Raw genomic sequence first — 14,791 nt, forward strand, 5'->3', positions numbered from 1 at the left:
CTCGAACCTCGAACCTCGAACCTCGAACCTCGAACCTCGAACCTCGAACCTCGAACCTCGAACCTCGAACCTCGAACCTCGAACCTCGAACCTCGAACCTCGAACCTCGAACCTCGAACCTCGAACCTCGAACCTCGAACCTCGAACCTCGAACCTCGAACCTCGAACCTCGAACCTCGAACCTCGAACCTCGAACCTCGAACCTCGAACCTCGAACCTCGAATTGCTGCAAAGCACAATTCGGAGGTGTGGCAAGCTGCCGCGATATGGTCGGCATGTAGTAGTAAAACTACAGGAACTTCGGCCAACGGCAGCGTTTCCCGCCGCGCTGCTTTTTGCCATAATGGCGCCGCCTTCGGGCCGATCGGCCCGCATACAAGACGGCATCTAGCCGCACCGCCGATCGGAAACCTCACTACTGCATTGGCGTTACGGACGCCTGGCCCACGAGAGAGAACCGGCCGCAAGGCCCAGGAATCGACATGACCACATCCCAAGCCGCTCCTCATGCCCACGTCAATCTCTGCAGCGCCGAACTCATCGAGCGTGCGGTGGCGCGCGGTGAAGGCCGCCTGGCCGCCAACGGCGCCCTGGTGGTGAATACCGGCGAGCGCACCGGGCGCTCTCCCAAAGACCGCTTCATCGTCGATGAGCCGTCCACCAGCGCCAAGATCGACTGGGGCAGCGTCAACCGTCCCTTCGATGCCGAGCAGTTCGATGCCCTCTGGGCCCGCGTCGAGGAGCATCTGGGCCGCGGCGAGCATTTCGTTTCCGAGCTGCATGTGGGCAGCGACCCGGCTCACTACCTGCCGGTGCGGGTGACCACCGAGACCGCCTGGCAGAACCTCTTCGGTCGCACCATGTTCGTGCGCCCCGAGGCCTACAACCCCTCGGCCAAGGACGAGTGGACCATTCTCAACGCCGCCGGCTTCACCTGCGACCCGGCCCGCGACGGCACCAACACCGACGGCACCGTGATCATCAACTTCGCCCAGAAGAAGGTGCTGATCGCCGGCATGCGCTATGCCGGCGAGATGAAGAAGGCGATGTTCTCGGTGCAGAACTTCCTGCTGCCCGAGGCCGACGTGCTGCCCATGCACTGCTCCGCCAACGTGGGCGAGGATGGCGAGACCACGCTGTTCTTCGGCCTCTCCGGCACCGGCAAGACCACCCTCTCCGCCGACCCGGCGCGCTACCTGATCGGCGACGACGAGCACGGCTGGGGGCCGGGCACGGTGTTCAACATCGAGGGCGGCTGCTACGCCAAGTGCATCGACCTCTCCGAGAAGAACGAGCCGATCATCTGGAAAGCGATCAAGTTCGGCACCGTGCTGGAGAACGTGGTGCTCGACGACCGCCGCGAGCCCGACTACGCCGACGACAGCCTGACCCAGAACTCACGGGCCGCCTATCCGCTGGAGCACGTCGAGAAGCGCGTGCCCGAGAACCGCGCCGGTGAGCCCAACGCCATTATCTTCCTGACCTGCGACATGTCCGGCGTGCTGCCGCCGGTGTCGGTGCTCTCCAAGGAAGCGGCGGCCTACCACTTCCTCTCCGGCTACACCGCCAAGGTGGGCTCCACCGAGATGGGCTCCTCCGAGGGCCTGTCGGCGACCTTCTCCACCTGCTTCGGCGCGCCCTTCTTCCCGCGCCCGGCCCGCGAGTATGCCGACCTGCTGATCAAGCGGGTGGACGAGAAGGACGCTCAGGTCTACCTGGTCAACACCGGCTGGACCGGCGGCGCCTACGGCGAGGGCGGTTCGCGTTTCTCCATCCCCACCACCCGGGCGATCATCAGCGCCATCCAGTCCGGTGTGCTGCGCGAGGTGGACACCCGCCAGATCGACGGCCTGAACCTGGCCGTGCCGGTGGCCGTGCCGGGCGTCGATTCCCGCCTGCTCGAACCGCGCGAGACCTGGGAAGACAAGGCCGCCTATGATCGCCAGCTCAAGGAGCTGGCGGCCAAGTTCGTCGACAACTTCAAGAAATTCGAGGGCGTCAGCCCGGCCATCGTCAAGGCGGGCCCCAGCCTGACCTGACGACGGCACGAGCGCGAACCGTCGGCAGGCCCGGCGGTCTGAACGGGGGAAGGGCACACGCTCTTCCCCCGTTTCGTTCTGCATCCAGTTCGGTGCGCGGGCCGTATCCTAGAGCGAGGCAAGCCATCGACGGAGCGTGACCATGAAAAGACGACATTTTCTGGGACTGACCGGTGCCACCGGCGTCGTGGGGCTGCTGCCGGGGGTCTCCTTCGGCTTCCCGCGGCTCAATCTGGAGCCCGCCCCGGGGCTGGAGCGCCTGGAGCTTAGCGACGCCGAGTGGCGTGAGCGCCTCACGTCAGAGCAGTTCGCGATTCTCCGCGAGCACGGCACCGAGCCGCCGTTTTCCAGCCCGCTCGATGACGAGTGGCGCGACGGCGAGTATCGCTGTGCCGGCTGTGGCCTGCTGCTGTTTCGCAGCGACACCAAGTACGACTCCGGCACCGGCTGGCCGAGCTTCTACGACCATGTAAAGGGCCATCTGCTCACGCAGCTCGACTTCAAGCTGATCTGGCCACGCACCGAATACCACTGCGCCCGCTGCGACGGCCACCAGGGCCATGTATTCAGCGACGGCCCCGAGCCCACCGGCCTGCGCTGGTGCAATAACGGCCTGGCGCTCGAGTTCGTGCCGGCCTAAAGGCGTTTATGGTACCTTGTCGCGATCTTTCGTTGCTGCACTACCAAGGATGTCATGGACGCCACGACCCGGATCATTTCACGCCTCGCCGAAGAGCTCGCCGTTCGTCCCCAGCAGGTGCAGGCCACGGTCGAGCTGCTCGACGGCGGTGCCACCGTGCCCTTCATCGCCCGCTACCGCAAGGAAGTCACCGGCGCCCTGGATGACATTCAGCTGCGCCAGCTCGACGAGCGGCTGCGCTACCTGCGCGAGCTGGAGGAGCGCCGCGTCGCGGTGCTCGCCGCCATCGACGAGCAGGGCAAGCTGACGCCGGAGCTTGAGCAACAGCTCCAGGCCGCCGATACCAAGCAGCGCCTGGAAGACCTCTACCTGCCCTACAAGAAAAAGCGCCGCACCAAGGCACAGATCGCCCGGGAAGCGGGACTCGAGCCGCTGGCCGATACGCTGCTGGCCGACCCGACCCTGGATCCCGAAGCCGAGGCAGCGAAATACCTTCGCCCCGCGGAAGGCGATACCCCCGCCGTGGAGGATGCCAAAGCCGCCCTGGATGGGGCGAAGCAGATCCTCATGGAGCGCTTCGCCGAGGACGCCGAGCTGGTGGGGGGGCTGCGCGAGCGACTCTGGCAGGAGGGTGAGCTCAGCGCCCGGGTGCTGGAGGGCAAGGAGCGCGAGGGCGCCAAGTTTTCCGACTACTTCGAGCATGACGAACGGCTCGCCAAGGTGCCCTCGCACCGGGCGCTGGCGATGTTCCGCGGCCGCAACGAGGGGGTGCTGACGCTCGCCATCCGCCTGCCCGGCGAGGACGAAGCGCCGATCCATCCGGCCCAGGTGGCCATCGCCCGCCACTTCGCGATCCGCGACGAGGGCCGCGCCGCCGACAAGTGGCTGGGTGAGGTGGTGCGCTGGACCTGGCGGGTCAAGCTCTATACCCACCTGGAGACCGAGCTGATGGGGCGGCTGCGCGAGCGCGCCGAGCTCGAGGCCATCGAGGTCTTTGCCGCCAACCTCAAGGACCTGCTGCTGGCCGCCCCGGCCGGGCAGAAGGCGACGCTCGCCATCGACCCGGGCCTGCGCACCGGCTGCAAGGTGGCGGTGGTGGACGCCACCGGCCAGTTCCTCGCCCATACCACCATCTACCCCCATGCGCCCCAGAACCGCTGGGACGCCGCGCTGGCCGAGCTGGCCAAGCTGGTGGAGGCCCACGACGTGGCGCTGATCGCGGTGGGCAACGGCACCGCCAGTCGCGAGACCGACCGCCTGGCCGGCGACCTGGTCAAACTGCTGGCCGGCAAACGGCCGCTGGCCAAGGTGATGGTCAGCGAGGCGGGCGCTTCGGTCTACTCCGCCTCGGAGTACGCCAGCCGCGAGCTGCCGGAGCTGGACGTCACGGTGCGCGGCGCGGTCTCCATCGCCCGCCGCCTGCAGGACCCGCTGGCCGAGCTGGTCAAGATCGAGCCCAAGTCCATCGGCGTCGGCCAGTACCAGCACGATGTCTCCCAGCTGCAGCTCTCAAGGAGCCTGGAGGCGGTGATCGAGGACTGCGTCAACGCCGTGGGGGTCGATCTCAATACCGCCTCCAGCGCGCTGCTCTCGCGGGTCGCCGGCTTGAACCCGGGGCTTGCCGAAAACATCGTCGCCCGGCGTAACGCCGAGGGCGCCTTCGCCAGCCGCAAGCAGCTGCTGAAGGTGAGCCGCCTGGGGCCCAAGACCTTCGAGCAGTGCGCGGGCTTCCTGCGCATCATGAACGGCGACAACCCGCTGGATGCCAGCGCGGTGCACCCGGAGGCCTATCCGCTGGTGGAGCGCATCGCCAAGCAGAGCGGGCGGGCGCTTTCCAGCCTGATCGGCGACAGCGCCACCCTCAAGGCGGTGAAGCCGGCCGACTTCGCCGACGAGCGCTTCGGCGTGCCCACCGTCAGCGATATTCTCGCCGAGCTCGACAAGCCGGGCCGCGACCCGCGCCCCGAGTTCAAGGCCGCCGAGTTCCGCGAGGGGGTCGAGACCCTCAAGGACCTGGAGCCGGGCATGATCCTCGAGGGCAGCGTGACCAACGTCACCCACTTCGGCGCCTTCGTCGATATCGGCGTGCATCAGGATGGCCTGGTGCATATCTCGGCGCTCTCCGACAAGTTCGTCGAGGACCCGCGCTCGGTGGTCAAGGCCGGCGACATCGTCAAGGTCAAGGTGATGAGCGTGGATCTGGAGCGCGCGCGCATCGGCCTGACCATGCGCCTGGATGACCAGCCCGACGAGGAGGGAAGCGAGCGGGGTCGTGGCAGGTCGCGTCGCGGCGGCGACGAGTCGCGTCGTGGCGGCGGTAAATCGGTGCGTAAGCCAAGCCAGTCGACCTCGACAAAGCCAGACGCCGGCTCGGGGGGCCAGCTGGGCGCCCTGGGAGAGGCGCTGCTCAAGGCCAAGCAGAAGCGCTGATCATAGGCTGCTGGAGGGGCGCCGGAAAATTCCATTCGATCGCCTAAGAACATAGCCGGCTAACCTTTGAATCCCTGCCGTCAGGCACCATGATCTGGTATTCGCGGGGGCCACCGGCGCCCGCCACGAATTGAAACGTGAAGCGCGTCCCGTCCGGTCGGCTTCCACGACCGTTTTTCACGACCGTTTTTCACGACAGGGGTGACCAACTTGTCCGACTCACTCGCCTCCCTCATCGAGCGCCTCGAGGGTCCCGCCGAGCAAGGCCGGTTCGGCCGCCTGCGCCGCGGCCTCGAAAAGGAAGGGCTGCGCGTCGACCCGGCGGGCCGTATCGCCCAAACGCCGCATCCGGAAGCCTTCGGCTCGAAGCTGACCCATCCGTATATCACCACCGACTATTCGGAGGCGCTGCTGGAGTACATCACCCCGGTCTACAGCCGGCCGGAGGATGCGCAGGCCTTTCTCGCCGACCTGCACCGCTTCAGCTATCGCCACCTGGATGACGAACTGATCTGGCCGGGCAGCATGCCCTCGCGGCTCGACGGCAACGCCAGCGTGACCATCGCCGACTACGGCCGCTCCAACGTGGGCACCATGAAGCACGTCTACCGCAAGGGGCTCGACGTGCGCTACGGGCGCATCATGCAGGCCATCGCCGGCACCCACTACAACGTCTCGCTGCCCGACGAGCTGTGGACGCTGCTGCGCGAGCTCGACGGGGCGACGGACCAGGCCATGGCCGACTACCGCTCCGGGCGCTACTTCGGGCTGATTCGCAACTTCCGCCGCCACAGCTGGCTGCTGCTCTATCTGTTCGGCGCCTCCCCGGCGCTGGACCGCAGTTTCCTCGACGGCCGCGAGGTCCCCGGCCACCTTCAGGCCCATGGCCGCGATACCCTGGTCTCGCCCCATGCCACCAGCCTGCGCATGTCGGATCTGGGCTACCAGAACAAGGTCCAGGCCCAGCTCAAGATCTGCTTCAACTCGCTCTCCAACTACGTGGGCACCCTGCGCCACGCCATCTCCACCCCCTGGCCGGCCTACGAGGCAATGGGCGTGCGCCTCGACGGCGAGTGGCGCCAGCTCAACGCCAACATCCTGCAGATCGAGAACGAGTACTACAGCGATATCCGCCCCAAGCGGGTCATGCGCCACGACGAGACCCCCAGTCAGGCGCTGGAGGCGCGCGGCGTCGAGTACATCGAGGTGCGCTGCCTCGACCTCGACCCCTTCCTGACGCTGGGCATCGATGCCTCGCGGATGCGCTTTCTCGACACCTTCCTGATGTGGTGCCTGCTCAGGGAGAGCCCGTGGATCTCCGACGAGGAGTGCGACCGCCTCGACGACAATCGCCAGCGGGTGGTGGAGCGTGGGCGCGACCCGGCCATGCGCCTGGTGCACGACGGCCAGCGGCGCTCGGTGGCCGACTGGGGCGGCGAGATCCTGGCCGAGATGGCCGGGGTGGCCGCGCTGCTCGACCGCCTGGAGGAGGGTTCTCCCCACGCCGAGGCCCTGGCCGCCCTGGCACCGAGCCTCGAGGATCCCTCCCTGACGCCCTCGGGCCAGCTGCTGGCACGGCTTGAGGAGCGTGACGAGGAGTTCGTCGAGGCCATGCTGGCGCTGGCACGGGAGCAGGGTGAACAGCTGCGCGGCGAGCCGATGACGCCCGCCTGCGAGGCGCTCTTCGCGGAGATGGCCCAGACCTCCCGCCGGCAGCAACGCGACATCGAGGCGGGGGATCGCCAGGGCTTCGATGAGTTCCTGAACGACTACTTTGCCCGCGCCCGGGAGCCCCGGGTCGCGCCACGGCGCGCGGGAGGCGGCGAGGCATGACGATGATGACGCGACTGCGACAGCTGAGCGTTCGCCAGTGGAGCCTGGCGGGGCTTGCCTTCTGCGCGCTGATGATGGGGGTGGCCCTGGGCCTCGAGCATATCGCCGGACTCGCCCCCTGCCCGCTGTGCATCTTCCAGCGTGTGGCGGTGCTCTCGGCGGCGGCGGTGTTCCTGGTGGCGGCGATCCACAACCCCGCCGGGCGACTGGGGGCAGCGGCCTACGGGGCGCTGTCGCTTGCCGCCGTGATCGGCGGTATCGGCGTGGCCTGGCGCCACCTGTGGCTGCAGTCGCTGCCGCCGGAGCAGGTCCCCAGCTGCGGCCCCGGGCTCGACTACATGATGGATGTCCTGCCGCTGCGCGACGTCCTCTCCATGGTGCTCTCCGGCTCCGGCGAGTGCGCCGAGATCGACTTCCTGCTGGCCGGCATCTCGCTGCCCGGCTGGACCCTGATCGGCTTTGTGGTGCTGGCGCTGGCGCCGCTGGGTCTGCTGTTCGCTGCCCTGCGTGAAGGGCCCCGGGAGCCTCGCGGTGCGGTTGTTGCGAAGCAGGATTGACAGCGGCACCGTCGACGAGCGAGTCTGAGACTCCCCGGCGCAACGAACCGAAGGCGGTCGCGCCGGGTTGGGGTCAGGCCGATAGCCGCAAGGGAGGCGCACATGTTGGAAGACTGCAAGACGGCTCAGGAGCGCTGGGGGGGCGTGCACAAGCTCGTCGACCGCTGGCTCGATGAGCGCCGCGAGTTGCTGGTCAGTTTCCTTGAGCTCAAGGAGGCGTGCGATGCCGAGCTGGAGGCGGTCAGCAAAGCGCAGATCGACCGCTTCAGCGAGCTGCTGATGGACTACATCAGCGCCGGCCACTTCGAGATCTATCCTCAGCTGCGCGAGGAGGCCCGTGCCTTCGAGGATAGCGAAGCCCTGGGCATCGCCGAAAAGCTGCTCGAGCGCCTGGACATGTCCACCGAGCTGGTGCTCGCCTTCGATGCCGACTACTCCACGCCGGTGCGCTGTCAGCACTATCTGCCGCGCCTGCCGGCCTGGCTCGACCGCCTGGCCAAGGGGCTCACTGAGCGCTTCGCCCTGGAGGACCAGCTGATCGCCCGGCTGCATGCCGCCCATACCCCCGGCGCCTCCCACAGTGCGGCCCAGCCCCACGCCTGACGTCATCCCTTACATCCCATTCCCTTCATCCAGCCCGGGCCCTCGTTCCTGGGCTCTCGTGCCTGGGCCCATGCTCCTCGCCCCTCGTTCCTCGTCCCTCGCCCCTATAGGCCCTCCCAACACCAGCATGCAGGGGGTGAGCAGCAGCGTCAGGCCGGTGGCGAAGACCAGGCCGCCGGCGATGGCGCTGGAGAGCTGGGTCCACCACTGGGTCGAGGGCGCGCCGATCCCCAGGCTGGGGGCGAAGAGGTTGACGTTGACCCCCAGCACCATTGGCATTAGCCCCAGCACCGTGGTGATGGCCGTGAGCAGCACCGGGCGTAGACGCAGCCCGCCCGCCTCCAGCGCCGCATCGAAGGGCGCGCGCCCCTCACGGCGCAGCTGGTTATAGGTGTCGATCAGCACGATATTGTTGTTCACCACGATGCCCGCCAGGGCGATGATCCCCATGCCCACCATGACGATGCCGAACGGCTGGCCGTTGATCAAAAGCCCCATCAGTACCCCCGCGGTGGAGAAGACGATGGCCGAGAGCACCAGCCCTGCCTGATAGAGGCTGTTGAACTGGGTGACCAGGATCATCGCCATCAGCGCCACCGCCACCAGGAAGGCGGTCATCAGGAAGCGGCTCGCCTCGTCCTGCTCCTCCTGTTCGCCGGCGACGTTGATCAGCACGTCCTCCGGCGGCTCGCCGGCGTCTTCGAGCAGGGCCTGCAGGCGCTCGTCCGGCCGGTAGCCGTCGGCCACGTCGGCCTCCAGGGTAATGGCCCGCCGTCCGTCGATGCGGTGCAGGGTGCCCACCCGGGGCGCCGGCTCCAGGCTCGTGAAGTGGGAAACGGGCACCTGGCCCCGCGGCGTGTTGAGGGTCAGCCGGCCCAACTGGTCCAGCGAGCGCCAGGTCTCGGGCAGGCGCACGCGGATATCCACCTCGTCGCGGGCCTCGGGCGGGCGATAGCTGGCCACCTGCAGGCCGGTGGTCACCAGCTGCACGGCGCTGCCCACCGCCGCCACGTCGGCGCCCAGGCGCGCCGCGGCCTCGCGGTCCACGTTCAGCCGCCACTCCACGCCCGGCAGGCTGCGGTTGTCCTCGATATCGCGAAAGCCGCCCAGGCGCGCCATCGCGGCGCGTAACGACTCCACCACCTGCGCCGCCCGCTCGGCCGAGGGGGCGCTGATCTCCAGCACGATGGGCTTGCCGGCTCCCGGCCCCATCTCCTGTTCGCGAAACTCCAGGGCGATCCCCGGCAGCTCCGCGGTGCGCTCGGTCATCTCGGCCATGATGCTGCGCGCCGGCCGCCGCTGGTGCCAGTCGACCAGCTGGAACTGCACCACGCCGATCACATCGCTGCCGAGCTGCTCGTCGGGCGTGGCGTAGGAGCGGGCATAGAGCGCCTCGACCTCGCCCATGCCGGCCAGTCGCGCCTCTACCCGCCGCACCACGGCGTCCTTCTCCACGGCGGAGAAGTCGCCGCGGCTGCGTACCAGCACCTGGGCGCTGTCGGGGTCCACCTCGGGGAAGAACTCCACGCCGTGGTGGAAGCGGCCGTAGCCGGTGTAGATCAGCGCCATCAGCAGCAGGGCGATCAGCAGGGTATAGCCCGGCCAGGCCAGCAGCCGGGCCAGCAGCGTCCGGTAGAGGCGGCCGCCGGCGCTGACCGGGTTGCCGCGCTCGCCGCCGGCGCGGCGCAGGCTGAAGACCCCGCCCAGGGTGGGCAGGAACACCAGCGCCATGGCCAGTGAGGCGAGCAGGCAGAGGATCACCGTGGCCGGCAGGTACTTCATGAACTCGCCGACCACCCCGGGCCAGAACAGCAGCGGCACGAACACCGCCAGGGTGGTGGCGGTGGAGGCGATCACCGGCCAGCTCATGCGCGAGGCGGCGTTGATCCACGCCTCGCGGGGCGGCTGGCCGTCGCGCAGGTGGCGGTCGGCCAGCTCGCTGACCACGATGGCGCCGTCCACCAGCATGCCGGCCACGAGTATCAGCGCGAACAGCACCACGATGTTGAGAGTGTAGCCGATCGCCCAGATCAGCAGGATGCCGGTGAGAAAGGCGCCGGGAATGGTCAGGCCCACCATCAGCGCGCTGCGCAGGCCCATGGCGGCCAGGATCACCACCAGCACCAGCACCACCGCGGTCATGACGTTGTTGAGCAGCTCGTCGAGCATCGTCTCGACCATCTCGGACTGGTCCATGATGGTGGTGACGGTCAGCCCCTCGGGCAGCAGCGGGGCGGCTTCTTCGAGCACCGCGCGCACCCCCTCGATGGTGGCGATGAGGTTGGCGCCGGCGCGCTTGACCACCTCCAGCACCAGGGCGGGTTCGCCGTCGATGCGCGCAAAACCCTCGGGGTCCTTGAAGGTGGGGCGAATCCAGGCCACCTCGGCGAAGGTCACCACCCGGTCGCCGTCCACCTTGACCGGCATCTGCAGCACGTCGTCCAGGGTGTCGATCACCCCGGGGACCTTCACCGGCGCGCGCCCGGCGCCGGTGTCCAGGCTGCCGGCGGCCACCAGCCGGTTGTTGCGGCTGATCAGGTTGAACAGCTCGTCGAAGTCGACCCCGTAGCCGTCGAGCACCTGGGGGTCGATGACGATCTCCAGAAGCTCTTCCCGCTCGCCGCCAATCTCCACCTCCAGCACCTCGGCGATGCCCTCCATCTCGTCCTGCAGGCGGCGGGCGATGGCGAGGCGCTGGGCCTCCTCGAGGGGGCCGGAGAGCCCCAGGGTGAGCACCGGAAAGAGCCCCACGTTGACCTCGAAGACCCTGGGTTCCTCGGCTTCGTCGGGCAGCGAGGCGCTGGCGATATCGACCTTCTCGCGCACGTCGGCCAGCGCTTGGCGCGGGTCGAAGCCGGCGTCGAACTCCAGGGTCACGGCGGCGTGGCTCTCGCTTGCCTGGGCGGTCATCTTGCGCACCCCTTCGATGGCGCGCAGCTCCTGCTCCATGGGGCGGACCAGCAGCCGCTCGCCGTCCTCGGGGCTGATCCCCTCCAGGGCCAGCGACACATAGATGATGGGGATGGCGATGTCCGGGTTGGCCTCCTTGGGGACCGCCTGCCAGGCGGCCAGGCCGGCCAGCAGCAGGGCGGCCAGCAGCAGCAGGGTGGTGCGGGAGCGGTCCAGGGCCGCTTCGATCAGGGGGCGCATGATCAGGGCGACTCGACGTCGGTTGCGGCGCGCTCGTTTGCGGCCTGCCCGTTTGTGGCTTGCTCGGCCGGGCCGCGCTCGGCCGGCACCGGGGTGACGCGCTCGCCGACCTCGACGAAGCCGCCGCCCAGCGTGATCAGCCGGACCCGCTCGGGCAGGCCGGCGACCCGGGCCACGCTGGCATCCGCCTCCACCAGGGTGACCGGGGTGGCGACGACGCGGTCCTGGTCGTCCAGGTGCTTGACCCTCAGCCGGTTGTCGGCGTCGAGCTCGAGCAGGGCCGGGGAGAGGCGGTGGACGTTCCGGGCGGGCAGGGTGATCGACAGGCTGGCGCTGGCGCCGGCCAGGCGCAGGCGCTCGGGGTTGTCCAGGGTCGCTTCGAGGTGGAAGGTGCGGGTGGCGTCATCGGCGCGACTGGCCACGTGGGTGAGCTCGCCCGGCAGCGTCTCGCCGTCCTGCAGGCGCACCTCGACGGCAAGCCCCGGGGCGAGGCCCTGGGCGTCGCGCTGGGAAACCCAGGCGCTGGCGATCAGTCGGCGGTCGTCGACCAGCCGGCCATAGGCCTCGCCGGGCTGCAGGATGTCGCCAAGCTCCGCGTCCAGGCGGTCGAGTACGCCGTCGAAGGGGGCGGTGGGGCGGGTGTCGTCCAGCGCCTGGCGCAGTTCGGCCACCTCGGCGGCCGCGCGGCTGACGCCGGCCCGCAGGCGCAGCTGCTCGGTGCGGGAGATCAGCTCGCGCTGGCGCAGGCTGTCGGCGCCGGCCAGTTCGGCGCGGGCCAGGGTCAGCTCGTCCTCGGCGCGCTCGAGCTGGGCCGCCAGGCTGTCCTGGGCGAGCCCCAGCAGGGGCTCGCCGGCGGTCACCCGGGCGCCGGCACCGAGCGTCAGCTCGGCCACCTGGCCCTCGCGGCGGGTGCGCAGCGTGACCTCGCGGATGGGCCGCAGCTGGCCCTGGGCGAGCAGCCGGGGGAAGTGGGGCCTGGCCTGGCTGGGGCGATACTCGACCCGGGTCGGGGGCTGCTCGGGCGCGGCCTCGTCGGGCGGAGCCTGTGTCTGGAAGCGCTGCAGGTCGCCGAGGGCCAGCCACCCCAGCAGCGCCAGCAGCAGGCCGGCGGCCAGCAGGTAGGAGAGCGGTGGGCGACGTGGCATGGGGCCATCCATTGGCGAAACCGAATCGCCTCAGCATAGCGCAGGCCCGGCGGGAGTTTCGACCGATGGGGGCTCGGTACTGAACCTCGCAGTTGGCCTTGTCGCTTGGGATGCGCCGTCGACAGGTCTGCGAGGAGGCGCTGTGAACCCATCCCTGGGCGCTACATTTGCCATCCCTGGCAAATGACCTCCTCTACGACCTGTCCCCGGCGCCCTGCTACCTGCCACATGTCTAACTGTAATTTTCCGGTTCTCGGCGAGATCAGTGCCGTTAACCGGCCTCCGCGCAGCGGGACAGCGGCGCTATTCCAGTCGAGCCCTAGTCGGAGGTCGGATTGAGTTTTGTGCACTGCAGGCATACCATCTTGGCGGTTCGAATCCCGGCCAGGGCGGGCGTCCCTCCCGTCAGGCCCATCCTCACGGCGTCAACCCGCGCGTTGAAAACCCAAGGAGCCACGATGAAAGATCCCGTCCGTATTGCCATTACCGGTGCTGCCGGTCAGATCAGCTACTCGCTCGCCTTCCGCATCGCCTCCGGTGACATGTTGGGCAAGGACCAGCCGGTCATCCTGCAGCTGCTCGAGATCACCCCGGCGATGGAAGCCCTGAAGGGCGTGGTGATGGAACTCAACGACTGCGCCTTCCCGCTGGTGCAGGATATCGTTGCCACCGACGACGCCAACGTCGCCTTCAAGGATGCCGACTTCGCCCTGCTGGTCGGCGCGCGTCCCCGCGGCCCGGGCATGGAGCGCAAGGACCTGCTGGAAGCCAACGCGGCGATCTTCTCCGTGCAGGGCAAGGCGCTCAACGACAATGCCAGCCGCGACGTCAAGGTGCTGGTGGTGGGCAACCCGGCCAACACCAACGCCCTGATCGCCTCCTGCAATGCGCCGGACCTCGACCCGGGCCAGTTCACCGCCATGACGCGCCTGGACCACAACCGCGCCCTGACCCAGCTGGCCCAGAAGACCGGCAAGCACGTCACCGACGTCGAGGGCATGATCATCTGGGGCAACCACAGCGCCACCCAGTACCCCGACATCGCCCACTGCACGGTGGCCGGCAAGCCCGCGGCCGAGCTGGTCGAGCGCGACTGGTACGAGAACACCTTCATCCCCGACGTGCAGCAGCGCGGCGCGGCCATCATCAAGGCCCGCGGTGCCTCTTCTGCCGCCTCCGCCGCCTCCTCGGCCATCGATCATATGCGTGACTGGGCGCTGGGCAGCGACGGCATCGTCAGCATGGCGATTCCCGCCGACGGTAGCTACGGCGTCGAGCCGGGCATCATCTACTCCTACCCGGTCAAGTGCCAGGGCGGCAAGTACGAGATCGTCCAGGGCCTCGAGCTCGACGATTTCAGCAAGCAGAAGATGAAGGCCACCGAAGACGAGCTGCGCCAAGAGCGCGCTGCCGTCGAGCATCTGCTGGGCTGATAGCCTCGCTTACCGGCACGACAACGCCCCGATGAGTCGACTCGTCGGGGCGTTTTTTGTAGGAGCGCCCGGTTCGGCGTCCCGAGTTCCCGTCGCGACTGGCGCCGGTAGGCGCCCCGGTCACTCCCGCAGGCTGATGATCCGCCAGCCGCGCTGTTCGGCCACCTCGCGCAGGGTCTCGTCCGGGTCCACCGCCACCGGGTGGTCGACCTTCTCGAGCAGCGCCAGGTCGTTGTGGGAGTCGCTGTAGAACCAGGCGTCGTCCAGGGTCAGGTCCTTGTCGGCGAGCCACGCCTCCAGGCGCTCGACCTTGCCTTCCCGATAGCTCGGGGTGCCGCTCACCCGGCCGGTATAGCGGCCGTCGACGACTTCGGGTTCCACGGCGATCAGGTGATCCACCCCCAGGCGCTCGGCGATGGGGCCGGTGATGAAGCGGTTGGTGGCGGTGATGATCAGCAGGGTGTCGCCGCGGGTGCGGTGGCGGGCCAGCAGCTCCTCGCCCTTGGGCAGGATGCTGGGCTCGACCTTGCTGGCCATGAACTGCTGGTGCCAGGCCGCCAACTGCTCCGGGGAGTTGTCCGCCAGCGGCTTGAGCGCGACCTCGAGGAAGGCGTGGATATCCAGCGTGCCGGCGTCGTAGTCGGCCATGAAGCGGTCGTTGGCTTCTCGGTAGGCAACCGGGTCCACGGCGCCCTGTTCCAGCAGGAACTCGCCCCAGGCGTGGTCGCTGTCGATGGACAGCAGGGTGTTGTCCAGGTCGAAAATGGCCAGACTCACGGCTTACCCCTTTGGTTGGTATGGGTGATGTCGATAAGGCCGGCGATTATGGCAGATGCCATCGCTAGCTTCGAGTGGCTCAAGGGCGAGGGACGAGAGACGGGTGACAAGGCCCCCTATGGGGCGCTCGTGGCCAGACGTCTTTCCTTGCGCCTCGGCCCTTTATCGTATTGATGCGCTTTGC

General features: G+C 68.5%; 10 protein-coding genes. 7 read left to right on the plus strand and 3 right to left on the minus strand.

Features of this window, described 5'->3' with window-relative positions:
* The first annotated feature begins 482 nt into the window (after nt 1-482).
* From HOP52_RS12765 to rsd, 6 genes are all read left to right on the plus strand, one after another.
* Nucleotides 483-2,039: a phosphoenolpyruvate carboxykinase gene (locus tag HOP52_RS12765; RefSeq protein WP_238977780.1), complete on the plus strand. Its 1,557-nt coding sequence runs from the start codon at nt 483-485 to the stop codon at nt 2,037-2,039.
* Between the two features lie 142 nt (nt 2,040-2,181).
* Complete coding sequence (msrB, locus tag HOP52_RS12770) at nt 2,182-2,679, plus strand: peptide-methionine (R)-S-oxide reductase MsrB (protein WP_238977781.1); 498 nt, start codon at nt 2,182-2,184, stop codon at nt 2,677-2,679.
* Nucleotides 2,680-2,733: 54 nt separating this feature from the next.
* Entirely contained in the window at nt 2,734-5,109 is a 2,376-nt protein-coding gene (locus HOP52_RS12775; protein WP_238977782.1) for a Tex family protein, read from the plus strand.
* A gap of 210 nt (nt 5,110-5,319) precedes the next feature.
* Entirely contained in the window at nt 5,320-6,942 is a 1,623-nt protein-coding gene (gene gshA, locus HOP52_RS12780; protein ID WP_238977783.1) for a glutamate--cysteine ligase, read from the plus strand.
* A gap of 2 nt (nt 6,943-6,944) precedes the next feature.
* Nucleotides 6,945-7,499, plus strand: a complete 555-nt coding sequence (locus HOP52_RS12785; RefSeq protein WP_238977919.1) for a disulfide bond formation protein B — start codon at nt 6,945-6,947, stop codon at nt 7,497-7,499.
* Nucleotides 7,500-7,601: 102 nt separating this feature from the next.
* Nucleotides 7,602-8,102, plus strand: a complete 501-nt coding sequence (gene rsd, locus HOP52_RS12790) for a sigma D regulator (protein WP_238977784.1) — start codon at nt 7,602-7,604, stop codon at nt 8,100-8,102.
* Nucleotides 8,103-8,111: 9 nt separating this feature from the next.
* On the opposite strand, the gene HOP52_RS12795 is transcribed toward rsd, so the two are convergent.
* Both HOP52_RS12795 and HOP52_RS12800 read right to left on the minus strand, forming a co-directional pair.
* Nucleotides 8,112-11,252: an efflux RND transporter permease subunit gene (locus HOP52_RS12795; RefSeq protein WP_238977785.1), complete on the minus strand. Its 3,141-nt coding sequence runs from the start codon at nt 11,250-11,252 to the stop codon at nt 8,112-8,114.
* A 2-nt stretch (nt 11,253-11,254) separates the two neighbouring features.
* On the minus strand, nt 11,255-12,397 hold the full coding sequence (locus tag HOP52_RS12800; RefSeq protein WP_238977786.1) for an efflux RND transporter periplasmic adaptor subunit: 1,143 nt from the start codon (nt 12,395-12,397) through the stop codon (nt 11,255-11,257).
* Nucleotides 12,398-12,855: 458 nt separating this feature from the next.
* Here HOP52_RS12800 and HOP52_RS12805 point away from each other — a divergent pair, with 458 nt between their 5' ends.
* Nucleotides 12,856-13,830 carry a malate dehydrogenase gene (locus tag HOP52_RS12805; RefSeq protein WP_238977787.1) on the plus strand — a complete coding sequence of 325 codons (975 nt, stop codon included), beginning with the start codon at nt 12,856-12,858 and terminating at the stop codon, nt 13,828-13,830.
* Between the two features lie 120 nt (nt 13,831-13,950).
* Here the strand turns inward: HOP52_RS12805 and HOP52_RS12810 are convergent, their stop codons facing one another.
* Nucleotides 13,951-14,607, minus strand: a complete 657-nt coding sequence (locus HOP52_RS12810; RefSeq protein ID WP_238977788.1) for a histidinol-phosphatase — start codon at nt 14,605-14,607, stop codon at nt 13,951-13,953.
* Nucleotides 14,608-14,791 lie beyond the last annotated feature (184 nt).

The organism is Billgrantia campisalis (genome assembly GCF_022341425.1).
GTDB classification, from domain to species: Bacteria; Pseudomonadota; Gammaproteobacteria; order Pseudomonadales; family Halomonadaceae; genus Halomonas; species Halomonas campisalis.